The organism is Arcicella lustrica (assembly GCF_034930985.1).
Lineage (GTDB): Bacteria > Bacteroidota > Bacteroidia > Cytophagales > Spirosomataceae > Arcicella > Arcicella lustrica.
The window spans coordinates 270,772-296,093 of the sequence record NZ_JAYGIM010000009.1 but is presented as its reverse complement, the minus strand read 5'-3'; the positions used below and the strand labels follow the sequence as shown (position 1 = coordinate 296,093).

At 33.8% G+C, this 25,322-nt stretch carries 19 protein-coding genes and 1 tRNA gene; 12 read left to right on the top strand and 8 right to left on the bottom strand.

Annotated features, from left to right (window positions below):
- Positions 1–28: 28 nt before the first annotated feature.
- Positions 29–838 carry an SDR family oxidoreductase gene (locus tag VB798_RS13395; RefSeq protein ID WP_323259107.1) on the bottom strand — a complete coding sequence of 270 codons (810 nt, stop codon included), beginning with the start codon at positions 836–838 and terminating at the stop codon, positions 29–31.
- Between the two features lie 159 nt (positions 839–997).
- On the opposite strand from VB798_RS13395, the gene rlmD reads away from it, so the two are divergent.
- Positions 998–2,410: a 23S rRNA (uracil(1939)-C(5))-methyltransferase RlmD gene (rlmD, locus tag VB798_RS13390; protein WP_323259105.1), complete on the top strand. Its 1,413-nt coding sequence runs from the start codon at positions 998–1,000 to the stop codon at positions 2,408–2,410.
- Between the two features lie 163 nt (positions 2,411–2,573).
- On the opposite strand, the gene dnaB is transcribed toward rlmD, so the two are convergent.
- The gene (gene dnaB / locus VB798_RS13385; RefSeq protein WP_323259103.1) at positions 2,574–4,184 is read right to left on the bottom strand and encodes a replicative DNA helicase; all 1,611 of its coding nucleotides are present in this window, start codon (positions 4,182–4,184) and stop codon (positions 2,574–2,576) included.
- Between the two features lie 253 nt (positions 4,185–4,437).
- Between dnaB and VB798_RS13380 the strand changes: the two genes are divergently transcribed.
- The 4 genes from VB798_RS13380 to VB798_RS13365 all read left to right on the top strand — a co-directional run bounded on the left by VB798_RS13380 (position 4,438) and on the right by VB798_RS13365 (position 8,992).
- Positions 4,438–5,400, top strand: coding sequence for a PhoH family protein (locus VB798_RS13380; RefSeq protein ID WP_323259101.1), 963 nt, complete (start codon positions 4,438–4,440; stop codon positions 5,398–5,400).
- A 97-nt stretch (positions 5,401–5,497) separates the two neighbouring features.
- Positions 5,498–6,796: a M43 family zinc metalloprotease gene (locus VB798_RS13375; protein WP_323259099.1), complete on the top strand. Its 1,299-nt coding sequence runs from the start codon at positions 5,498–5,500 to the stop codon at positions 6,794–6,796.
- Between the two features lie 105 nt (positions 6,797–6,901).
- Positions 6,902–7,534, top strand: coding sequence for a TetR family transcriptional regulator C-terminal domain-containing protein (locus VB798_RS13370; protein WP_323259097.1), 633 nt, complete (start codon positions 6,902–6,904; stop codon positions 7,532–7,534).
- 129 nt (positions 7,535–7,663) lie between these two features.
- Positions 7,664–8,992, top strand: coding sequence for an ABC1 kinase family protein (locus VB798_RS13365; protein WP_323259095.1), 1,329 nt, complete (start codon positions 7,664–7,666; stop codon positions 8,990–8,992).
- A gap of 57 nt (positions 8,993–9,049) precedes the next feature.
- On the opposite strand, the gene VB798_RS13360 is transcribed toward VB798_RS13365, so the two are convergent.
- Positions 9,050–9,448: a DUF3127 domain-containing protein gene (locus VB798_RS13360; RefSeq protein WP_323259093.1), complete on the bottom strand. Its 399-nt coding sequence runs from the start codon at positions 9,446–9,448 to the stop codon at positions 9,050–9,052.
- 139 nt (positions 9,449–9,587) lie between these two features.
- Between VB798_RS13360 and VB798_RS13355 the strand changes: the two genes are divergently transcribed.
- A tRNA-Leu gene (locus VB798_RS13355) sits at positions 9,588–9,671 on the top strand.
- Positions 9,672–9,728: 57 nt separating this feature from the next.
- On the opposite strand, the gene VB798_RS13350 is transcribed toward VB798_RS13355, so the two are convergent.
- The 4 genes from VB798_RS13350 to VB798_RS13335 form a co-directional block, all read right to left on the bottom strand.
- Positions 9,729–11,546, bottom strand: a complete 1,818-nt coding sequence (locus VB798_RS13350; RefSeq protein WP_323259092.1) for a M56 family metallopeptidase — start codon at positions 11,544–11,546, stop codon at positions 9,729–9,731.
- 42 nt (positions 11,547–11,588) lie between these two features.
- The gene (locus VB798_RS13345) at positions 11,589–11,957 is read right to left on the bottom strand and encodes a BlaI/MecI/CopY family transcriptional regulator (RefSeq protein WP_323259157.1); all 369 of its coding nucleotides are present in this window, start codon (positions 11,955–11,957) and stop codon (positions 11,589–11,591) included.
- A gap of 154 nt (positions 11,958–12,111) precedes the next feature.
- Positions 12,112–12,777: a deoxynucleoside kinase gene (locus tag VB798_RS13340; protein WP_323259090.1), complete on the bottom strand. Its 666-nt coding sequence runs from the start codon at positions 12,775–12,777 to the stop codon at positions 12,112–12,114.
- Between the two features lie 153 nt (positions 12,778–12,930).
- A complete protein-coding gene (locus VB798_RS13335; RefSeq protein WP_323259088.1) occupies positions 12,931–13,701 on the bottom strand; it encodes an SGNH/GDSL hydrolase family protein in 771 nt (256 codons plus the stop codon).
- A 181-nt stretch (positions 13,702–13,882) separates the two neighbouring features.
- Here VB798_RS13335 and VB798_RS13330 point away from each other — a divergent pair, with 181 nt between their 5' ends.
- Both VB798_RS13330 and VB798_RS13325 read left to right on the top strand, forming a co-directional pair.
- Positions 13,883–14,854: a glycoside hydrolase family 43 protein gene (locus VB798_RS13330; RefSeq protein ID WP_323259086.1), complete on the top strand. Its 972-nt coding sequence runs from the start codon at positions 13,883–13,885 to the stop codon at positions 14,852–14,854.
- A 130-nt stretch (positions 14,855–14,984) separates the two neighbouring features.
- A complete protein-coding gene (locus tag VB798_RS13325; protein WP_323259084.1) occupies positions 14,985–16,487 on the top strand; it encodes a succinate CoA transferase in 1,503 nt (500 codons plus the stop codon).
- 228 nt (positions 16,488–16,715) lie between these two features.
- Here the strand turns inward: VB798_RS13325 and VB798_RS13320 are convergent, their stop codons facing one another.
- Entirely contained in the window at positions 16,716–17,627 is a 912-nt protein-coding gene (locus tag VB798_RS13320) for a carboxypeptidase-like regulatory domain-containing protein (protein WP_323259082.1), read from the bottom strand.
- Positions 17,628–18,507: 880 nt separating this feature from the next.
- On the opposite strand from VB798_RS13320, the gene VB798_RS13315 reads away from it, so the two are divergent.
- The 4 genes from VB798_RS13315 to VB798_RS13300 all read left to right on the top strand — a co-directional run bounded on the left by VB798_RS13315 (position 18,508) and on the right by VB798_RS13300 (position 25,194).
- Complete coding sequence (locus tag VB798_RS13315; RefSeq protein ID WP_323259080.1) at positions 18,508–19,209, top strand: SDR family NAD(P)-dependent oxidoreductase; 702 nt, start codon at positions 18,508–18,510, stop codon at positions 19,207–19,209.
- Positions 19,210–19,333: 124 nt separating this feature from the next.
- Entirely contained in the window at positions 19,334–20,290 is a 957-nt protein-coding gene (locus VB798_RS13310) for an SPFH domain-containing protein (protein WP_323259078.1), read from the top strand.
- 84 nt (positions 20,291–20,374) lie between these two features.
- Entirely contained in the window at positions 20,375–23,947 is a 3,573-nt protein-coding gene (gene dnaE / locus VB798_RS13305) for a DNA polymerase III subunit alpha (RefSeq protein WP_323259076.1), read from the top strand.
- 98 nt (positions 23,948–24,045) lie between these two features.
- On the top strand, positions 24,046–25,194 hold the full coding sequence (locus VB798_RS13300) for a hypothetical protein (RefSeq protein WP_323259074.1): 1,149 nt from the start codon (positions 24,046–24,048) through the stop codon (positions 25,192–25,194).
- Positions 25,195–25,322: the final 128 nt, after the last annotated feature.

Below are 25,322 nucleotides of genomic sequence, written 5' to 3'. Positions count from 1 at the left end.
CTGTGAATATGAACTAGCCTTTTTAATTTTATTTTTTCAAAGGGGAATCTTTTTCTTTTGCCAAAGCATTAAAAACCAACGTGTCAGCTAAAGCAGGTAACCATTTATTGATAAAAACAGTAAATTTTCCTTGAAGCGTAAGTACTAAATCTCTTTTTCTAGCCTTCACAGCTCGAAGAATACGTTCAGCTACTTCTTCTGAACTCATCATATTTCCTTCATCACGCATCGATTCTCCTTTTGAATTACCATCAGCACCTAATGAAGCGACTCTAATATTTGAAGCTGTGAAACCCGGACAAGCGGTTAACACATGCACTCCTGAATGAAGAAGCTCTGTACGGAGTCCTTCTAAAAAGCCATTCAAGGCAAATTTAGATGCAGAATAGCCAACTCTAACTGGTAAACCTCTGTAACCAGCAATCGAAGAAATCCCTACAATTGAGCCTTTAGTAGCTTTAATATAAGGCAAAGCGTATTTCGTGATATAAACAGTACCAAAAAAGTTAATATCCATTACTTTTCTGATTACTTCAGTATCACAATCATCAAACATAGCTCTCATCGAAACGCCAGCATTATTGATAAGAATATCTATTTTACCGAAAGTTGCTACTGTTTTTTCAACAACATCTTGGTTATCTTTTTCAATACTTACATCAGAAACGATTGGCAAATTTTCGATACCAACAGCATTCAGTTCTTTGCTTGTTTCTAAAAGTGCATCTTGTTTTCTACCAGTAATAACAATTTTGGCACCTTCACGACCAAAGGCAAAAGCCAAAGCTTTTCCAATTCCTGATGATGCACCCGTAATAATGACAACTTTACCTTTCATAATTAAATTTTGTTGCTCTGTCAATGATTTTTTAAAATGATTAGGATACCAACAATGAGCTTTCAACGTATCCTTATTTACTACAAAATTCAACTAAGTTTCTGAAAACTCCTCGTTGATTATCAATAATAATTTTAATCCTTCGTATTTTTGCAAAGTATGAAAAAGAAAAAGAAAGAAAATATCATTTTTGAAAATGTATTAATTGAAAACTTTGCTGCCGAAGCAAAGTGTATAAGTCGAATTGAAGACAAAGTAGTTTTTATAGATGGACCCGTTGCTCCTGGTGATTATGCTGATTTAAGAGTTACCAAATCAAAGTCAAGCTTCATGGAGGCGACAGCTTTTAACATTCGCCCAAACTCACAATATCGTACTCAAACAATATGCTCACATTTTGGCACTTGTGGGGGTTGCAAATGGCAACACATTGATTATCAAACACAATTAACGTTTAAACATAAGCAAGTTGTTGATGCTTTAGAAAGAATTGCTAAAGTAGAATTGCCTGAAATAAAACCAATTTTCCAATCTTCTGAAACATTTTATTATCGTAATAAATTAGAATATACTTTCTCACAAAATCGTTGGTTGACTCAAGCACAAATTGATTCTGGAGAATCTTTCTCAAGAAACGCTTTAGGTTTTCATATTCCTAAACGCTATGATAAAATCTTGGATATTGACCATTGCTATTTACAGCCAGACCCATCAAATGCTATTCGTTTGGCTTTGAGAGATTTTACAGCAGCCCATAATTTAGATTATTATGAGCAAGTTCGTCAAGAAAAAGGAGCTTTAAGAAATCTAATTATCAGAACAGCTAGTTCGGGTGATTTAATGGTTGTGGTACAATTTGCCTATTGCCAACCTGAAGATATTGATTTAGTGATGAACTTTTTGGCTGAAAAATTTCCAGAAATTACTTCTCTAAATTATGTAATCAACACAAAAGGAAACGATACTTTCTTTGATTTAGAAATCGTCAATTTCAAAGGTTTACCTTATATTGTTGAAGAAATGGAAGATTTAAAATTCAGAGTAGGTCCAAAATCTTTCTTCCAAACAAATTCAAAACAAGCGTATGAATTATACAAAATCACTCGTGAATATGCTGATATTCAAGCTAATGACTTTGTATATGACCTTTATACTGGAACTGGAACAATCGCCAATTTCGTAGCCCAACAAGCCAAAAAAGTAATTGGTTTAGAATATGTTGAAATGGCTGTTGAAGATGCAAGAGTAAATTCACAAATCAATAATATTACCAATACAGAATTTTATGCTGGTGATATGCGTAAATTATTGAGCAGCGAATTTGTAAATAAACACGGAAGACCAGACATCGTTATTACAGACCCACCACGTGCTGGTATGGACGAACCAGTAGTTAGAACACTTTTAGAAGCTTCTCCGAAAAGAATTGTCTATGTAAGTTGTAATCCTGCTACGCAAGCCAGAGATTTAGCATTATTAGATGAAAAGTATCAAGTAAGCGCTGTTCAACCTGTTGATATGTTCCCACAGACACATCATGTTGAAAATGTGGTAAGATTAGATTTACGATAATTTCAAATATCAACGTCATAAAAGTAAAAAAGCTACCGATACAAAATCAGTAGCTTTTTTACTTTTATGAATCACTACAACCAAAATATTGGTATTTGTCTAATAATCAGCCTATTATTAAAAATAGTCACTAATCACCAATTACTAATCACTTCATAAGCATTTAAAATGGAACATCTTGATTAGGCAAATTACTTCCAAACGAAGAAGAAGGATTTTGAGATGGTAAGTTATTTATTTTACTTCCTAACATTTTTCCACCAGTTTCAAAAGCTGCCGCAGGATTATCAATTTGTTGGAAAGATTGTAAGCTATCACCCGCATAGCCCATGTAGTCGCCAGCATCTAAATCGCAATACTTGGTGTATTTACCGATAAATCTCAATTGAACAGTATCTAATGAACCCGCACGGTTTTTTGCAATAATCAACTCTCCTATTCCTGCAACAGAATTTCCAGATTCATCTTGCGTAATTCCATAATAATCAGGACGATAAATAAACATTACCATATCAGCATCTTGCTCAATCGACCCAGATTCACGTAAATCTGATAATTGTGGTTTCTTATCACCACCTCTGGTTTCAACCGCACGGCTCAATTGTGAAAGTGCAATTACTGGTACATTCAATTCTTTGGCCAATTGTTTCAATGAACGAGAAATATTCGCAATTTCTTGCTCACGGTTACCAGTACCTTTTCCACCAGAATCTCCTGACATTAGTTGAAGGTAGTCAATCACAATAATCTGAATATCGTGTTGAGCTTTCAAACGACGAGCCTTTGCTCTTAATTCCAAAATTGAAAGTGCTGGAGTATCATCAATAAAAATTGGGGCATTGGTTAACTTTCCAATTTTTGCATGTAATTGTGCCCACTCATGTGGAGCAAGATTTCCTTTTCTTAATTTATCTGATTCTAATTCTGCTTCAGCTGAAATCAAACGATTGACCAATTGAACAGAGGACATCTCAAGAGAGAAAAACGCAACAGCTTGACCGTGGTCAACAGCCGCATTTCTACATGCTGATAAAATTAAAGCGGTTTTACCCATACCTGGACGAGCCGCAATAATAATTAATTCTGTTTTCTGAAAACCAGAAGTAACTCTATCCAAAGCCGTAAAACCAGTTGGCACGCCAGTCAATCCTTCTTTCTGATTTTTCTTTAATTCTAATTCCAATAAAGCAGAACGCATAATTTGCCCCATATCAGAATAATTCTTACGAATATTAGCTTCAGATATTCTGAACAATTCTTGCTCTATTTTATCTAAGAGCATAAAAACGTCAGTCGTATCTTCATAAGCCATTTTTTGAATCTCAGAAGAAACCGTAATCAATTGTCTTTTTAAAGAATGTTCAACAACAATTCTGGCATGAAATTCAATATTGGCAGCAGAATTTACTCTTTGTGTAAGTTCTGCTAAGTATTGTACACCACCTGCTATTTCTAATTCGCCAGTAGTTACTAATTGGTTTTTTACAGTTAATAAGTCAATCGGCTCAGAATTAGCAAATAATTGCGTAATCGCCCCATAAATTCTTTGATGTGCTTCTTTATAAAATGACTCAACTTTTAAAATATCTATTACATCCGTCAAAGCATCACGCTCTAACATCAAAGCACCTAAAACCGCTTCCTCTAAATCTGTAGCCTGAGGTGGAATTTTACCAAGGCCAGTATCCAACCATCTGTTTTGAGCAGATATTCTTCCACCAGCGAAATTTCCGTTTTTCTTAAAATTTCCGTTATTTTGATTTGATAGTTCCATTCTCAATATTCAATCCTTTTATTAGGATATTACAATTCTTTCTAGCAATAAAAAAGAAGATTTTCTATCCGTAACACAATTTTACAAAGAAATTCTTAGAAAACCGAGAAATAAAAAAACTGACATTTCCTAATTTATTGATAATCAAAGTTTAAAAGTAATGTTTGATATTTAATACAAAATTATAAAACAATTGAAGCATTTTTTTATTAAGTTTAGGTAGAATATTAATCAAACTTTAACTATTTCAGATTTGACAGAAAAAATAATTACCTTGGAAGACCTTGAGTTAGTTGGTTTTCTTGGTGTTGAAAACAGCAATATTAAGCAAGTGGCGGCGGCATTTCCTCAGAGTAAAATCATCTCTCGTGGCAATGAAATTACAATCAGAGGCTCACTGCCTGAAATTGTAAGAATAAACGAAATTATGGATTCGCTTATTCAACACTATCAAAAATATGGTAAGATTACCAAGGAGCAAGTTCAATCCTATCTTACTCTTGAAAAAAATCCTTCTACAGAACCTACAGTACATCTTAAAGAAGAAGACGATGTTTTATTGTATGGTACAAAGGGAGTTGTTATCAAAGTAAAAACGCCAAACCAACAAAAAATGGTTGAGGCGGCGGCAAAAAATGATATCGTTTTCGCTGTTGGGCCTGCAGGAACTGGAAAAACATATACGGCTGTAGCCATTGCGGTAAAAGCTTTAAAAAATAAAGAAGTCAAAAAAATCATCATCACTCGCCCAGCCGTTGAAGCAGGTGAAAATTTAGGTTTTTTGCCCGGTGATTTAAAAGAAAAAATTGACCCATATCTTCGTCCAATTTATGATGCTTTAGATGATATGATTCAGCCAGAAAAGCTAAAATACTTTATCGAAAACAGAGTCATTGAAATAGCTCCATTGGCGTATATGCGTGGTAGAACCCTCAATAATGCTTTTATTTTATTAGACGAAGCACAAAATACAACGCCCATGCAAATGAAAATGTTTTTGACAAGAATGGGAATTCAATCTAAAGTAATTATTACTGGCGATAAAACTCAAATTGACTTACCAACAAAGGTGAAATCTGGTTTGGCAGAAGCAAGTAGAATTCTTGACAATATCAAAGGCATTGCTTTCGTAGAGTTAGATGGAAAAGATGTTGTCCGTCACCGTTTAGTTCGTGATATTATCATGGCTTACGAAAAATCTGAAGCTGAAAAATAAGGCTTAAAATTTATATACATACGCAACGGCTTTGATTTGTATTTTGTCAATAATACAAATCAAAGCCGTTTTTGCGTTAGTTCAAAAAATATTCATTATGAAAAAAATACTATCCTCCTTTTTAATACTTATTCCCTCTATCCTATCTGCCCAAGACAAATGCGGAGTAGTAATGAACGACAAAAAGCTTCAAGAAAAGTATAGCAACTGGAATCAAAAAAAAGCAAATTTTGAAGCACAAATTCAAGTAATACAAGCACAAAGAAAAAGTAGTTCGGCAAGAGTCGAAGATAAAATTTATACCATTCCAGTTGTTGTGCACATTCTTCATAACAACGTCAATAATGTAATAGGCGGAGCAAATAATATAAATATTACCGATGCACAAATTAAATCTCAAATTCAAATCTTAAATGAAGATTATCGTCGTCAATTGGGCACTAATGGATACAATATCAATCCAGTAGGAGCCGATATGGAAATAAATTTCAAATTAGCAGACATTGATCCAGATGGTAATTCTACAACAGGTATTACTCGTACTTATGTTAAACAAACAGGGTTCAATTTTGTAGATGACAAAAATCAAATTGCAGAAATTATTCAATGGGACAATGAAAAATACCTGAATATTTGGGTTACTCGTGGTAATAACGGAGTAATTGGCTATGCAAGTTTCCCTTATGATAGTAAAATCGAAGGATTAGGTGCTAACAGTTCAAATATTGCTGAACAAGAATTATTCGATGGAGTAATTATCGACTATAAAAATTTTGGAAATTGTTGCGGTACTTTAAGCCAAACTTATAATTTAGGACGAACTACAACCCATGAAGTAGGTCACTGGCTTGGACTTTTACATCCAAATGGAGATGAAAATTGTGGAACAGATTACTGTGATGATACACCTCAAATTGAAAGTTTGAACTTAAACACAACTTGTGATAGATTGACATCCAATTGTAGCAGTGATAGAATTACTAACATGATTGAAAACTACATGGATTATTCTCCAGACCGTTGCATGAATGTTTTTACGCTCGACCAAAAAAATAGAACTAGAGCGGCCTTGAACTTAAGTATGAAGCGACAAAAATTATTAAATAATGCCGAACCACTTTCAGATACTGAAAAACTACAAGCATCTGTTGAGCCCAATCCAATCAACCCTTCAACTGACGGAAGTATCAAAATAAGAGTAACTTTTAAAGATGAGCAAGATTTAAGTATTCAGCTTTATGATGGCAGAGGCATTTTAATGCAAGAAAAAAATCTTAATAAACAAAAAAGTGGTTTCTATTATTTGAGTTCAGAAGCATTAGCAACAGGATATTACATTGTCAATGTAAAAACTGCTACTGAATATATTTCAAAAAAAGTTTTAGTACAACGTTAATATTGCAATTATTCCAAGAATAAGAAACAAAGCTCTTCACCAGTATGTTACAGCATCATAAGTAGATATTATATCCTTCTTGCTGAATAACAAAAAAGAAAAAACATGGATAAAGTAGAAAAAATCAAACAGGCCTACATTGAGTACTTTCTTGAAAATGGAACTCAACCCCCTTCTGTATTTGCATTCACTAAAAAATTGAAAATGAAAGAGAGTGAATTCTATGAACACTATAATTCATTTGAGCTTTTAGAAAGTGCTATTTGGCTCGGCTTTTTCAATGAAACCAAAAGCAAAATTGAATCCGAAGAAGTATATGTTACGTATAGTGTTCGTGAAAAGCTTTTAGCATTTTACTACACATGGATTGAAGTGCTTAAACAACATAGAAGTTACACATCACAAACTTGGCGACTTATCGACAAACGTAAATTAAAAACGCCTGTTTTCATGACCGACTTGAAAATTGCTTTTAAAGAATTTTCTCATGATTTGGTTTTAGAAGGAAAAGAAAGTAATGAAGTACAGCCTAGAAAATTTATTGATGAAAGATACCCAGATGCCTTTTGGTTACAGTTCTTGATGATACTAGATTTTTGGGTAAAAGATAAAACAAAAGGCTTTGAACAAACAGATGCTATGATTGAAAAATCAGTAAATACTTCGTTTGATTTGATGGCTTCATCTGCCCTAGATTCTGTGCTTGACTTTGCAAAATTCATGTTTCAAAACAGATAACAGGAAAAATATATTCTCAATATTTTATTTACACAAAATACCATAACATATTTGATAAACAACAAGTTAATATTTTAACAAATATATTATTTGGTACTTAAAATAAGAGTATAGATTTTCTCTATGACAATGAAAGAACAAAATTCAATACCAACTTCAAAGGTTGCAAGAGCTACAAAATTCGTAAAGACTGGTGTAAAAATTGGTGGTAATTATTTAAAACATAATGTTAAAAAAATTATTGACCCCAATATTAGTCGTGACGAATTACATCAAGACAATGCTGCTGACATCTACTCCTCTTTGAGCGAGATGAAAGGTTCTGCCCTCAAAGTTACACAAATGTTAAGTATGGACAAAGGAATGTTGCCAAGAGCTTACAGAGAAAAATTTGCTATGTCTCAATACTCTGCTCCGCCCCTTTCTGGACCTTTAGTAATGAAAACTTTTAGGAAACATTTTGGTAAATCGCCACAAGAACTTTATGACACTTTTGACATAAATGCAAGCAATGCTGCCTCAATTGGACAAGTACACAAGGCTACTAAAAATGGTAAACCGTTAGCAGTTAAAGTACAATATCCAGGTGTTTCAGAAAGTATTGGTAGTGATTTAAAAATGATTCGTCCAATTGCAATCGCAATGTTTGGCTTAAATGAGAATGATGTTGATAGGTACATGGGTGAAGTTGCAGAAAAGCTCATTGAAGAAACTGATTATTTATTAGAATTAAAACGCTCTGTCGAAATCTCAGAGGCTTGCGCACACATCGAGTGTTTATTTTTTCCAAAATATTACGCTGATTTATCTTGTGAAAAAATTCTGACAATGGATTGGCTGGAAGGATTTCATTTAAATGAATTTCTGAAAACAAATCCTTCACAAGAAATTCGAAATAAAATCGGTCAAGCACTTTGGGATTTTTATGATTTTCAGATACATACACTTCGCAAAGTTCATGCAGACCCGCATCCCGGAAATTTCTTAATGAGAAAAGATGGGACAATGGGAATTATTGATTTTGGTTGCATTAAAGTAATTAATGATGAATTTTATGATAATTACTTCGCTTTAATCAATTTTGATACTTTGGATGATAATGATAAAACAACAAGAATTTTCAAAACCTTGGATTTCATCACAAAATCCGATTCTGAAAAAGAAGCAATATTTTTTACTGAGCTTTTTAAAGAAATGATTTTTTTACTTGGAAAGCCTTTCGCTGTAGAAGAATTTGATTTTGCAGATGACGAATATTTTGAAAGTGTATATTTATATGCAGAGAAATTACAAAACTTAGATGAACTAAAAAGCTCTAAAGTAGCCAGAGGTTCACAACATGGTTTGTATATTAATCGTACTTATTTTGGCTTATATTCTATTCTTAACGAATTAAAAGCCAAAGTAACGACAACACGCCCAGAATGGCTCAGATCAAACGCATTGAAGGTTTACTAATTTTTTTAGGTGTTATTATAGTCATAAAAATCATATAATAACACCTAAAATTCATACTTAAAATGGTAAGTCTTGATCGTCTTCACTGAAAGATGGAAGGTCTGCTGCAGGAGTTGCAGGCTTACTAGCTGGTGCTGAAGATGGTCTTGAAGAAGCCACTGGAGCAGATGCACTTGGAGCATCACTTGCCAAATCAATTCTGTAAGCTCTTAAATCAGTGTACCATCTTTCATTATATTCACGAGATTCTACACTGAAAGTAACTCTAAGTTTATCACCTAAAGAGAAAGTTTTTAAATCTGCTGATTTGTCTCCCCAAGCAGTGAAACAAGCTTTTTTAGGATATTGGTCTTCAGTTTCAAGTACAAAATCTTGTTTAACCCAAGCTCCATTTTTTCCTTGACCGGTTACTTCATTGAGTACTTTTATCAAATTACCTTCAAATTCTAATGCCATTGTAATATTTTTTTATTTTTTACTTTGTTTGTTATACTTGATTCTCAAAGGTTTAAAAAAGACAAAAGCTAACTTGCCCCTTCACCTTTTGAAAACCTTTGCAATTAAGCAAATTTTCTTTAATTTCGCACCATCATTAGGCAATGTGGTGGAATTGGTAGACACGCTACTTTGAGGTGGTAGTGGGAGTTATCCTGTAGGAGTTCGAGTCTCCTCATTGTCACAAAAAAAGCATCTTTGGAAATTTCCAGAGATGCTTTTTTGTTATTGTTAATCCTAATTATGGCTTAATACTTGGTGCTGGTGGCGGTGTTGGCGCTGCAGCAGGTGATGGAGGTGTCGGTGGACTTGGTGGCTCTGGTGCATCAGGTAAAGCATTAAATGCACTATTAATTTTTGCTCTTACTGAGGCTGGGAGTACTTTATGAATTTCTTTAGCACGTAATTCAATCTCTTTTCCCAAAGCTTCTATTGGTTTCGCTTCTAATTCAATTAATTTACTCAGGCTGTCAATTGGAGCGCTGTTGAAATTCATCCTCTCTCCTATTTTTTCCATTTCATCACCATACTTTTCCATTTGCTGCTCAATCATCTTCATTTCTTTTTCAATCTGATTCATATTTTGTTCAGCATTTTTCCTAGCTTGTGAGTCCTCTTTGTAAGAAATCATCTTTTCAGCAATACTCCCTTGCTTTTCACCTAACTTAGATAACTTATTACTCAATTCTGAAATTTTGATTGAAAAGTTATTCATTGGCTGGCTATGCTCATTTATTTTCTGGCTATAAATAGAAATCTGTTTAGAAAGTTCCTCTATTTTCTTTTGGTGAGGTTCCATTTTCTTTTCAAGAATTTCAATGGCTACTAATTCTTTCGATACTTTGATACTATCTACTTGAGAAAGATGCACCTTTTCTCCATTAATATAGATATTTCCCTTAGAGATATTAAGGTTATTATCAAAGCTATGGTCAATTCTCACAGTCTTATTTAGTTTTTTAGGTGGTTTCGGTGCATCGGCTTTCTTAGGTGGTTTGGGCGCTTGTGGAATCGTTTGTGCATCAGCATTATTAGGCAAATTCATAAATACCAAAGTAGTCAATGCAAATAAAGACATTACAATAATACCAGCATAATTCACTGAATTTGTTTTCTTTACACCTAAAATTCTATGTACTCTTCCTAACAAAGTTTGTTTCTTACCAGCAAAACCCATCGCTAAAGACATATTAGTTTGCTGTTGGAAAATCTCAACTTTGGTTAATGCTTTCGCTAAATGAACTTTATTTCCGCATAACTCAATCGCTAAATCATCACAGCAATTTTCTCTTTCTTCACGAATATTCGCAGAAATCCACCAAGTAGCTGGATGAAAGAAAAATATAATTTCAACCAATGACTGTATGATGTTTACCAAATAATCATGACGTTTGATATGCGCCAATTCATGCGCTAAAACTGCTTCAAGTTCTTTGTTTGACAAACCTGTAATCAAACCAATTGGTAATAAAATAACGGGTTGCAAGAAACCAATCGTCATTGGACTAGTTGCCAAAGAAGATTCTAACAAGTTAATTCCTTTTTTAATATTTACTTTTTCTAAAAGCTGATTAAAAAGTACTAGCGTATCGCCTTGAATGGTTTTGGTGTATTTCCAACGTAATTGTTCTGTATAAAAATAACCACCCATCAACCTGACTGACAAAAATAACATTCCAATCATCCAAGCTGTTACTAATACATTTACATTTTCTGAAAACAATACCTGAAAATCCATCCAAATACTTGTATTTGAAGCAATTGTTGTTGATGTACTTAAATTGGTCTGAGCTATTTTATCGAAAGTAAAATTAGTTTGGGTGATTGATGAAACTGAGTTTTCTTCAAAAACAATTAAAAAAGTAACGATACTTGCAAAAACTTGAAAAAGTAAACTCGCAAAACCAAACCAATATTTCTTAATGGCCGAGTTCTTTGTAAACAAGAAAACTGCTTTTAAAACAATGGCAAGTGCCATTAATTGCCAAACTGAGTGAAGTAATGTCCAACCAACGGCTGACATTACATTTTCTGGGAAAAAATTCAAAATTGAGTTCATTGATTTAGAAAGGGGTTAAATATGAGGTTTGTTAAATTAGGTTTAGGCATTTTGTTCCATTTGAGCAATGAGTTTTTTGATTTCATCTAATTCTTCTTTCGAAGCTTGATGATTTCCCAAAGTTTGCATCACTAATTTCATGGCAGAACCACGAAAAGCAGTATCTACAAATTTGTCAACTAAAAATTGTTGCGTGGCTTCTTCAGTAATTGCTGCTTCATACAAGTGATAACGCCCCTCCTCTATACGTGAAACAATTTTCTTTTCAAACATGATTTGAAGTAACTTCAAAGTTGTTGTATAGCCAATGTCTCTTACTTTCGAAAGTTCATCATTTACTTGTCTGACACTGGCTTGACCCAATGACCAAAGTACTTGAAGAATTTGTAATTCTGATTCTGTAGGTTTGATAGGTTCCATTTCAATAATAATATTTGTTACGAATAATTTCGTAACAAATATACTACGAAAACATTCGTACAAACAAATTTATCTACGAATATTTTCGTAAATAAATTTAAAATGTCATTTATTTACTTTAAACGGTAAATATTCAGGCTGAAATTTATTCAGATTTATCGAATAAAGAAGGGATTGTCAGCGGCTTGGGACGTGGAGGCGTTTCATAAAGTAAAGCTTTGTCCACTTGGTTGATGACAAAAGCCAAATCTTCCGCATTATTTAAGTAATCTAACTCATTAACATCTAAAATCAATAATTTACCATAAGTATAGCTTTCGGTAAAGTTATCATAGTGTCTGTTCAAATCTTGTAGATAATCAATAGAAATATTTGCTTCAAAATCTCTTCCTCTTTTTTTAATTTGAGAAACTAATTTTGGCATATCCGCTTTTAAATAAATCGTTAAATCGGGTGCCTTTACAGAAGTCATCATCAAATCGAAGATTCCTTTATAAGTAAGATAATCGTTTTCTGACATGATTCCGCCTTCGTATAAATTCTGAGCAAAGATGTAAGCATCTTCATAAATCGTTCTATCCTGAATAATTCGTTTATTCGATTGTTGAATTTGTAAGACTTGTTCGTATCTACTTTTCAAAAAATACAATTGCAAATGGAAAGCCCAACGTGGCATATCTCCATAAAAATCAGCCAAATACGGATTTCCCTCCACAGCTTCAAATAATACTTCCCATCCAAAATGATCTGCTAATTTTTTAGCTAGTGATGTTTTTCCAGCTCCGATATTTCCAGTTACGGCAATGTGCATTGTATTTTTATTAAATTGATGAATTTGATTTTATTCGCAAATTTCGGGCTTTTTAGCATCAAAATCAAAAAACGGACTACTCTTCTGAGTATTAAATAAAGCCTTGCGGTAAAATCAAAAAAATAGCCTTCATATCCGAAGGCTACAATTCATTTAATATTTATACTTTTTCAGAAACTTCAATCTTTTACTTACTGCTTTAATCCATTCACGAGCCATCAATTCATGTCCAAAAACAGTTGGATGAATCCCATCCCAAACCCAGTATTCATCTGGTGCATTTTTAAAAGCTTTTTCAAACATTGAAGGATAATCAATCAAAACTGCATCATATTCTTTTGCAAGTTTTTTGACAACCTCGGCTCTAGTGTTCGTTTCTTTTTGCCAAATGTCCCAATTATCTTTTCTACCCTTAATTGCATAAACAAATGGAATACCCAATACAAATAGAATATCCGGGTTGTTTTGTTTACACTGATCAAGTAAATCTCTGTAACCAATTTCAAATTGTTCAAGATTGGGTGCCTCCTCTGGTTTACGAATTAAAGCATTTACATCATTAATACCGATTAACAAACTCAATACATCAGGTTTTAAATCAAGTGTTTCTTCTTTCCAACGTTTTTGTAAATCTGGAATTCTATTTCCACTGATACCTCTATTATAAAAAGTAAATCCCGCTTCAGGAAAATCAGCTCCTATCCTACTTGCTACTCCATAAGCATAACCATGTCCCATAATATGATTGGGGTCGGTATTTCTACCTCTGTTTCCATCCGTAATAGAATCTCCCTGAAAAAGAAAAGTAAGTTTTGTTTCCATCTCAAGATTGCTTGCAGCAACTGAATTAATTTTCAAACCCATCAAAAAGGCAGATATGGCTGAGGATTGTAAAAAAACTCTTCTTGAAAAAATGTTTTTCATAAATAATGGTTTAAAATCTTTATTTACTTTAAAATACAATTTCAGTAAAATGTACTTATCAATCAAAGATTTTGTTTTTTGTTTTCTTTCAAAAGGTTTTTATGATTTCTTTGTTGTACTCAAATGCTATGTTTGAGGCTCAATTATCCAATTATCTATAAAAACATTTTCATTTCAAATCATGAAAAAATTACTATCCGTATTACTCTTTATTTTGATTACCCAGGCAATCCATGCTCAGAAAAAAACGAGTGCTGGCAATCCTGTTTTTCAAGGTTGGTATGCCGACCCAGAAGGAATAATTTTCGACAAAACTTACTGGATTTACCCAACCTATTCAGCCCCTTACGACAAACAAGTATTCTTCGATGCTTTTTCATCCAAAGATTTAGTTACTTGGACAAAGCATTCCAAAATTTTAGATACTTCTAACGTAAAATGGGCGAAACGTGCCGTTTGGGCTCCCTCAATCATTGAAAAAGGTGGAAAGTATTTTATTTTCTTTGGAGCAAACGATATCCAGAGCGATAAAGAATATGGTGGCATTGGCGTAGCTGTTGCCGATGAACCTTCGGGGCCTTTTAAAGATTACCTTAAAAAACCTTTAATTGATAAATTTCATAATGGTGCTCAGCCAATCGACCAATTTGTTTTTAAAGATAAAGACGAGTATTATTTAATTTATGGCGGTTGGAGACATTGTAATATTGCTCATTTGAAAAAGGATTTTACAGGCTTCATTCCTTATGAAGACGGAAGCATTTTCAAAGAAATTACACCAGAAAACTATGTTGAAGGTCCATTTATGTTTAAAAAGAATGGAAAATATTACTTTATGTGGTCGGAAGGTGGTTGGACTGGGCCAGATTATTCTGTGGCTTATGCCATTGCTGATTCTCCTTTTGGTCCTTTTAAACGAATTGGTAAAATTTTACAACAAGACCCAAAGATTGCCACAGGTGCGGGGCATCATTCAGTGATAAAAAATCCTAAAACAGATGATTGGTACATTGTTTATCATAGAAGACCATTAACTGAGAAAGATGGTAATTCAAGAGTTACTTGTATTGATAAAATGTATTTTGATGAAAATGGTTTGATTAAACCTGTCATCATTACCAACGAAGGTGTTGATGGGAAATTGATTAAGTAAGTTGTTAACACCGATTAGAATATCAATTTAAAATATTTTAATCGGTGTTTTAACCCGAAAACTAATAATAGTCATAGTTATTCAAGTCCTTTCGGTCGAATTTCGAGCTTTTCAACAAAAGTTTAAATGTATGAACCTAGAAAGAATTCAAAATACTGATTTATTAGACAAAGTTATTACTGCCAATGAGGCTGCTTTATTTTTTGAAAATGGAATGGTGGTTGGCTCAAGTGGCTTTACTCGTGCTGGTGATAGTAAAGCTGTTTTAAAGGCTTTAGCCGATAGAGGAAAAGAGGCTCAATTAAAAATCACTTTAATTACTGGGGCTTCGTTAGGACATGATATTGATGGTATTCTGGCAGATACTGATATGCTTGCTAAAAGAATGCCTTTTCAATCTGATGCTATTTTAAGGAAACATATTAATGCGGGTGAAGTAATGTTTATCGACCAACATTTAGGTGAAATTGCCGAACTTATCAATAACCATCATCTTCCTGAAATTGATATTGCCGTTGTAGAGGTGGCAATGATTAAAGCCGATGGCAGTGTTGTGCCAACTACTTCTATCGGAAATTCGGCTACCTTTATCCAAAAAGCAAAGAAGATTATCCTTGAAGTAAATCTTACTATTCCTACCAACATTGAAGGTATTCATGATATATTTTATACTGGAGATTACCCTCATCGTGCCATTATTCCTATCACCCAAGCCAATTCTTTAATTGGTACTACCAGTATTCCGGTAGATGTTTCTAAAGTTATCGGTATTGTTTATACGAATGTGGCGGATAGTCCCGCTAGTATAGCTGAACCTGATACAAAAACCATTGCCATAGCCAATTTTTTATTAGATTTCCTCAGAAATGAAGTTAAGCACGGGCGATTAACTACTTCATTATTGCCTTTACAAGCAGGTATTGGCAAAGTTGCCAATGCCATTCTCGAAGGTTTCGTCAACAGTGAGTTTAATAATCTTACGATGTATTCAGAAGTTCTTCAAGACAGTACTTTTGATTTGATAGATGCTGGTAATTTAACTTTTGCTTCTGCTTCTTCTATTACTGTTTCCGAAAAATGTTATCAGCGTATCTTTCAAAACTTTGATAACTATAAAAACAAAATTCTCTTGCGTCCTCAGAACATCAGTAATGCCGCTGAAGTGATTCGACGTTTAGGAATCATTGCTATTAATACGGCTATTGAATGTGATATTTATGGAAATGTGAATTCAACACATGTTTACGGTACTAAAATGATGAATGGCATCGGTGGTTCTGGCGATTTTGCAAGAAATTCCTATCTCTGCATTTTTGTAACACAGGCTGCTTCTAAAGGTGATAATATTTCTCATATTGTTCCGATGGTTTCACATGTAGATCATTCCGAACACGATGTAGATATTATTGTTACCGACTATGGTTTGGCAGATTTAAGAGGTTTAGCTCCTCGTGAGAGAGCTGTAAGAATTATTCAAAACTGTTCACATCCAGATTACAGACCTTATTTATTAGATTATTTCCAACGTGCCTGTCTTCAAGGAGGACATACTCCACATTTACTCAATGAAGCCCTTTCTTGGCAAGCAAGATTGATTGAAACTGGAAGTATGAAGATAAAAACTGAAGATTAATGGCTTATTATCAATAGAATTAATGATTTATTATCAAAAGGCTGTCCAAAAAGTTTTTGAGACTAATTATTATTCTGCGTTCAACCTCACCCCCGACCCCTCTCCTGTTGAGAGGGGAGCTTTGGGAGCTAAAAAGCCCCCTCTTTGCAGGAGAGGGGTTGGGGGTGAGGTTGAACGCAGAATAATAATTGGTTGTTGCACACCTATTGATACAATAAATTTCTGCTTTTATTCCTCTCCTTCCTTCATCACTACATTTAATCTATTAACCTTCCCTAATTTTACCCTAAAGTTTTCAATAGTTTGAGGTTTAAAACCTTTTGCTTCAATGTTTACCCGATACATACCCAAAGCAATAGGTTTTATGATAAAGTTTCCTTCTTTATCACTTTGAGTATTAGTTTTTGTTTTACCATTAAATGTAATTGTTGCTCCTACAATTACATTTCCATCAAGCACTGTACTAATATTTCCTTTTACTTGAGTACTTGTGCTATTGGGTGCATCAATTTTTCTAATATGTTTATAGGCATTATAAAAGTCAGGATTAGATTTCTGAAAAAGAACCGCCAATTTATCTAAACGATTACTTAATAAAGCATCTACTTCTACCATTATTGCTGATATTTTATCTAAATAAATAGATTTTTCAGACCTTATAATTCTGATTTTAGGCAATACTGCTTTAAAATGAAGAATTGCTTGTTCAAAGGCTTCAATTTTTTCAGCATCAATACCATAATCAACAATTGCTTCACGATTTGCTTCAGCAGCTACATAAATATTTTGCATTGTAGGTAAAATCAAATCCTCTCTTAACCTAAATAGTTTAGTGTAAGAATAATTTACCTCTTCCATTAATACTATTTTTTTCTGAGTAGAAGCAAAAGCATAAATAATACCTGCAATATCCGAAGCCATTCTACAGAGATTCTCCTTAACTAATTGCTTATCATTCGTAATACCAGTAGTTTCTTTAATTTGTTGTCCTAAATAGAATTGAATTTCCTCAATTTTTGAGTTGAACAGTGCTAAACTTTCCATAAAAGCTAAATTACTTGATACGATAGTTAAATTGCTTTTACACAATAATTGTACACCTTGGTACATACTTAATTTGGACTCTTGACGTGCTTTCATAAGTGTTTGATTTATATTAAAATTTGATGTAATTCTTAATTAATGAACTATCATTACTTGTTTCAAAACAATTTAACTATTTAATATAAAGCAACTTACACATACTTACATACAATTTTACTTTGTTTGTATTGAATTGCTTTTGGCTTGGTAGTACCTATTATTTATGATAATAGAATTAAAAATTGCTTTGTAATACTATAGCATTGCTTATGTGCAATTATGTTTTGTTTAAAGAAACCCTTTCATTGCTTTTGTGTAATTACACTTTGTTTGATTGCACCATTTTCTTGATTTGATGTAATTACTCTTTGCTTGACTGCACTATTCTAATGATTCTAGGTAATTTTTCACTGTTAGGTTATACCTTTCAAATGCTTTAGTATCAATATTATTTGTTTCATTGTACTGTTTTATTGCTTTAATGTAATTGCTCTTTGTTTAACTATACTTTGTCAATACCTTCTTTTAATTATCTCATGCTTAATTAAATATCTGTATTGTTTGAATAGAATTAAGCTTTGTTTTACTGTCTTCTTTATAAAATTGTTCGTAATCTGTATTTGTTTAATCTATTCATTCTTGAATAAGAATCAATTTTGTTCTTCTAAAATCAAACATAAATAATCTTTATATAAAAATCCATTTTTTTATTCAAAACTTATTAAACGGTATATAATACACTGATTTTCAATAGAAAAACAATAATGAATGATTATTCAATTTATTATTAAAAATAAATTAACTCTTAGTAATTATCAATAATATGTGTAAAAAGTTTCAATAAAAGTATATGCCATTATAGATTTATTTATTCCTTAAAACATTTCAGTATCAAGGATGTTCTAGCTATAATTTCTATTTATAAATATACAATCGGATGTCAAAAAATATCTTAATTATAGGTGCAAGTTCAGGAATTGGAGAAGCTACTGCACAAATATTAAACAAACAAGGCTTTAATGTTTACGATGCCTCTCGTACAGAACCATCAGTAGCAACAGTAAAGCATTTCACTTGGGATGCTCTTAATCCTGATAATACAGTTTTTAATGAACTACCAGATGTTTTAGATGGACTTATCTATTGTGCGGGTACAATTAACTTAAAACCCTTTGCAAGACTTAGTCAAGAAGATTTCAAGAACGATTTTCAAATCAATGTATTAGGTGCTGTTGCTGTTATTCAAGCTGTTTTGCCTCGTCTCAAAAAAAGCAATAGTGCTTCCATCGTTTTATACAGTACTGTTGCTGTTAAAGTTGGAATGGGTTTCCATGCTTCTGTAGCAAGTTCAAAAGGTGCGATAGAAGGATTAACTCGCTCCTTGGCAGCAGAGTTTGCTCCTAATAAAATCAGAGTAAATTGCATCGCACCCTCGTTAACAGAAACCCCTTTGGCAAAAAACTTATTATCAAGCGAAGAAAAGAAAGAGGCATCCAACAAACGCCATCCGATAGGGCGCTTTGGCAACGTATCAGACATCGCAAGCATGACATCATTCTTAATTTCAGATGATGCAAGCTGGATTACAGGACAAGTACTAAACATTGATGGTGGGATGAGCTCAATTAAAACGATGTAATTTTGCCTTTCAAATCAGAAAAGCGTCTTTTCTTATAATTATTACCAACAGCACCAAAGTTTTCCGTACTTTGGTGCTGTTTCTATATTATTAACTAAAACATACATTCTTAAACCCCAAAACTATGAGTGCTTTAATTTTTATAGTGGTTTTTGCCATTCTTGTTATTTTCTTTTCCATTGTCATTGTCAACCAAGGCACAGTAGCAGTTATTACAATTTTTGGAAAATACCAAAGAGTAATGACACCTGGTTTGAATTTTAAAATTCCATTTGTAGAATTTATCTTCAAAAGAATCTCCATTCAAAACCGTTCGATGGAATTAGAATTCCAAGCCATCACTTCTGACCAAGCCAATGTAAATTTCAAAGCGATGTTGGTCTATGCAGTACTGAATCAGGAAGAACAGACGATTAAAAACGTAGCTTTCAAGTACATGGACGAACGTTCTTTTATGCAAGCCCTTATTCGTACTGTTGAAGGAACAATTCGTGCATTTGTGGCAACTAAAAAACAAGCAGAAGTACTCCTTTTACGTGGCGAAATTGTATTAAATGTAAAAAATGAATTAGATGAAACACTAGAACAATGGGGTTATCATTTAATAGACTTACAATTGAATGATATAGCTTTTGATGAAGCAATCATGCGTTCGATGGCACAAGTAGTAGCATCAAATAATTTAAAAGCTGCGGCTGAAAACGAAGGACAAGCCTTATTAATCACCAAAACTAAGTCGGCTGAGGCAGAAGGTAATGCGATTAGGATTTCGGCTGAGGCAGAAAAAATTGCCGCACAGTTACGTGGACAAGGCGTTGCCCTTTTCCGTGAAGAAGTAGCGAGAGGTATGGCAGAATCTGCGAAAGTAATGAATGAAGCAAATTTAGATGCTTCGTTGATACTCTTCTCAATGTGGACAGAAGCCGTAAAACACTTCGCAGAACAAGGACAAGGCAATGTTATTTTCTTAGATGGTTCAACTGAAGGAATGGACAAAACAATGAAACAAATCATGGGCATTCAACAATTGAAAGAAGGAGGAGATTATGTTGCACCTGCTTCGGCTAGTGGGAAGAAATAACAACATGATTATATATTTTTACCGAAAAGCGACAATAAAATGTCGCTTTTTTGTTTAATTTGTAGAAGTTAAAACCCCAAATTAATGCAATTCTCTCATTTACACTGTCATACGCAATACTCTCTCTTAGACGGAGCTTCTAAAATTTCTGGACTTTTTGCCAAAGCCAAAGCCGACAATATGCCTGCCGTAGCCATTACCGACCACGGAAATATGTTTGGTGCTTTTCAGTTTGTGGCAGAAGCAGGGAAACATGAAGGCGTAAAACCAATCGTAGGTTGTGAGTTTTATGTGGTAGAAGACCGTTTTAAAAAGCAATTTTCAAAAGACCAAAAAGATAAACGCTATCATCAATTGATGTTAGCCAAAAATGCCGAAGGATATGCCAATTTGGTAAAACTTTGTTCTTTGGGTTATATCGAAGGACTTTATGGAAAATATCCTCGTATTGATAAATCTCTGATTTTACAATATCACAAAGGACTTATTGCTACTACTTGTTGTATTGGAGCGTCTGTTCCTCAAGCAATTCTGCGTGGAAGTGAAGAAGAAGCAGAAAAAGAATTCAAATGGTGGCTGGATATTTTTGGGGAAGATTATTACGTAGAAGTACAAAATCACCAAATTCCCGACCAATTAAAGTGTAATGAAGTATTACTAAAATTTGCGAAGAAGTATAATGTAAAAGTAATTGCTTCGAACGATTCACATTATTTAGACCAAAAAGATGCCAACGCACACGATATTTTATTGTGTATCAACACAGGCGAAAAACAAGCAACACCTACTTACAAAGATGTTGACGATGGCGAGTCGGTAAAAGGAAAGCGTTTTGCCTTTTATAATGATGAATTTTACTTCAAGAATACGCAAGAAATGACCAAACTTTGGTCGCATATTCCTGAAGCCATTGATAATACGAATGAAATTGTAGGCAAAATTGATACACTTCGTTTGAAACAAGACATCATGTTGCCTAATTATGAAATCCCTGTTGGTTTTGTTAGTCAAGATGATTACTTGGAACATCTTACTTGGGAAGGAGCAAGAAAACGCTATGGCGAAGCTTGGGAAAGTATAGAAGTAAAAGACCGTTTGAGTTTTGAATTACATACCATTCGCACGATGGGTTTTGCAGGTTACTTCTTGATTGTATCCGATTTTATCCGTGCTGGTCGTGAATTGGGCGTTTTTGTAGGGCCTGGTCGTGGTTCTGCGGCGGGTTCTGTGGTTGCTTATTGTATTGGCATTACTAATATCGACCCGATTAAGTACAATTTACTTTTCGAGCGTTTCTTGAATCCAGACCGTAAATCAATGCCCGATATTGATACGGATTTTGACGATGAAGGTCGCCAAAAAGTGATTGATTATGTGGTAGAAAAGTACGGAAAACAGCAAGTAGCACACATTGTTACTTATGGCACAATGGCGGCAAAAATGTCTATCAAAGACGTTGCCCGTGTGATGGATTTACCTTTGAATGAATCCAACGAATTAGCCAAATTAGTGCCTGATAAACCCGGTACGAATTTAAACAGAGTAATGAATGCCCCATTAGTGGGTGAAAAATCGCTTGCTGAAAAAGAACAGTTCCAAGCAGAAGATATAGAAAATGTAAAAAAACTTCGTGAAATTCGTCGGGAAGGTTCTTTGCGTTCAAAAGTATTAGAGGAAGCTTTGGTTTTAGAGGGTTCTGTGCGTGGTACAGGTATTCACGCCGCTGGGATTATCATCGCTCCAAAAGATTTAACAGAAATTCTTCCTGTGGCTACTTCAAAAGAAGTAAACCTTTTGATTACACAATTTGAAGGAAGAATTATTGAAGATGCAGGTGTTATTAAAATGGACTTTTTGGGTTTGAAAACCCTTTCCATTCTTAAAGAAGCACTCAGACTCATCAAGCAAAACTACGGTGTAGAAATTGATTTAGACAATATTCCGCTCGATGATGTAAAAACCTATGAATTATATCAGAGAGGTGAAACAAACGCTACTTTCCAGTTTGAATCTGCTGGGATGCAAAAGCACTTATTGGACTTAAAGCCTGACCAATTTTCGGATTTAATTGCCATGAACGCCCTGTATCGTCCCGGGCCAATTGCTTATATTCCAAACTTTATTGCTCGTAAACATGGTCGTGAGGAAATCACTTACGATTTGCCCGACATGGAAGAGTACTTGGCTGATACTTATGGTATTACGGTTTATCAAGAGCAAGTAATGCTTTTGTCTCAGAAATTAGCAGGTTTCTCGAAAGGTGATGCCGACGTTCTGAGAAAAGCAATGGGTAAAAAAGACCGCTACACACTTGATAAAATGAAAAGTAAGTTTGTGGACGGTGCAAAAGCCAAAGGACATCCCGAAGACAAACTCAATAAAATCTGGACTGACTGGGAAGCATTTGCTCAGTATGCTTTCAACAAATCTCACTCTACTTGTTATGCTTTTGTAGCGTATCAAACTGGTTATTTAAAAGCCCATTATCCATCAGAGTACATGGCGGCAGTAATGTCAAACTCTTTGGGGAACATTGAAAAGATTACTTTCTTCATGGAAGAATGTAGGAGAATGGGCTTGCCAGTATTAGGACCAGATATTAATGAATCTTATCGTTCTTTTGCGGTAAATAAAAAAGGAGAAATTCGTTTTGGTTTGGGAGCTATCAAAGGAACTGGCGATGCTGCGGTTGAAAGTATCATTGAAGAAAGAGATAAAAATGGTGCATATAAAGATATTTTTGATTTCGTAAAAAGAGTAAACCTCAGAACCGTTAACAAAAAGACTTTAGAAAGTTTGGCTTATGGCGGAGGATTTGATTGTTTCGAAGATATTCACCGTGCAATTTATTTTGCTGATGTTGAAGGAAGTAACTTCATCGAAAAAATCATTCGTTATGCCAACAAAGCAGTTGAAGTAGCGGCTTCTGCTCAAGGTTCGCTTTTTGGTATGCTTGGCGAAGGTGGTGGTGGCGAAATTGCAACACCTAAAATTCCCAACATTGAGAAATGGGGACAAATGGAGAAGCTTAAATTTGAAAAAGAAGTTGTAGGAATTTATATTTCCGGACATCCATTAGATGAGTATCGTCTGGAATTAGAAAGTTTCTGTACTTGTACTTTAGACAGAGTTATGGAACCGATTTTTAGAGGTAAAGAAGTTTCTGTAGGTGGCATTGTTACAAAAGCGATTGAAAGATATTCTAAAAATGGAAATCCATTTATGCTTTTCACTTTAGAAGATTATAATGGAAGTTATGAATTTGCTTTGTTTGGCGAAGATTTTGTAAATCTTTCTAAATATATTGCTACTGACCGTTTTCTTTACATCAAAGGGCAAATCAAAAACCGTTGGGGACGACAAGATGAATGGGAATTTAAACCTGTTTCGATTCGATTGCTATCAGAAATTAGAAATCAGTTTTCTAAAGAATTAAAAATCAACATAGGGTTACAACAAGTTAATGCTGTCTTTATTGAGCATCTCAACAAATTGATAACCTTAAACCAAGGTACTTGTAATTTGACTTTGACAGTTTACGACCCCGAAGACAAAGTGGAAGTAACCATGTTATCGAGAAAAAATAAAATTTCACCAAGCAATGAATTCTTGAATGAATTACAATTAATTCAAGGACTTACTTATAAATTAAATTAGTTGTGAGTTAGTGAATTGTGAGTTAGTGATTTTTTTGACACAATCACTAAATCACAATTCACTCATTCACAATTACTCTCATAAACCTCAAAATCAATATGATTAAAAGATTTTTTGCTATTGCTTTATTAGGCTATTTTTCTTTTGCTTGTAGTTCTGGAAAAAAGGCTTTAGAACAAGGAAATTATGATGCTGCGGTAGAAACAGCTATTGGAAGATTACAGAAAAGTCCGACGAATACCAAAGCTCAAAAAGTATTAAAAGAAGCATTTCCTGCTGCCGTAAACTTTCATCTTTCAAAAGTAGAGAACTGGAAAAATTCTCAAGAACAATTCCGTTGGGAACGTGTTGTGGCTGAATACAAACAAATTCATGCTTTAACAGACGAATTGGTGAATTGCCAAGCTTGTTTAAAAGTAACAGGTACTCCCAGAAGATACTTTGACGATTTGCAAACTGCTAGGATTTTAGCGGCTGATGAACGTTATGCTGTTGGGCAATCTGCTTTAAAGCAAGCTTATGATAACCGCCAAGCGGCAAAAGATGCTTTTTATAATTTCTCAGTCGTAGAAGAATTAATTCCTACTTATAAAGACATCAAATCTAAACTTGATGAATCTTATGAATTAGCCAGTATAGATATTGTAGTCGAACAAGTAAGTGTACATTCTCCAACTTATGCGTTAAGCAATGAGTATTTTCAAGGGAAAATCAATGAATTTCTTCGTACTAATCCAAAGTTAAATCAATTCGTCCGTTTTCATTCTCCTGAAATGGCTGAACAAAACAAGCTAAAACCTGACCAAATTATTCGCTTACAATTTGATGATTTTATTGTTGGACAAACTTATGTTGAAACCAATACGAATACTGTTACCAGTAAAGACAGCGTAAAAGTTGGTGAAACAACAGTGAATGGAAAGAAAATTGCTGTGTTCAATAAAGTAACGGCTAAATTAACACAATCCAGAAAAGCAGTTACTTCTAAAGGAATTTTAGATTTCCAAGTGATTGATTTTAAAACCAAACAGAAAATCTATCAAGATAAAATCGGTGGTGAGTTCGTTTGGGTGAATGAATGGGGAAATTTTAACGGTGATGAAAGAGCTTTAACCAAACAGCAGCTTAGTCTTACCAGAAACAAAGAGCTTTTACCTCCGCCTCCTCAGCAATTATTTACGGAATTTACCAAGCCTATTTACGACCAAATTACCCGTAAAATAAAAAAATACTATGAAAATTACTGAAATTTATAGTATTAAATAATTGAATATCAAGACAAAACTGTAATTCTCTCTTGTTTCAATAAAACACAGGAACTAAGATATTACGACATTTTGTTCTAACTTTGAAAAAAGAAATTAACTTAATTAAA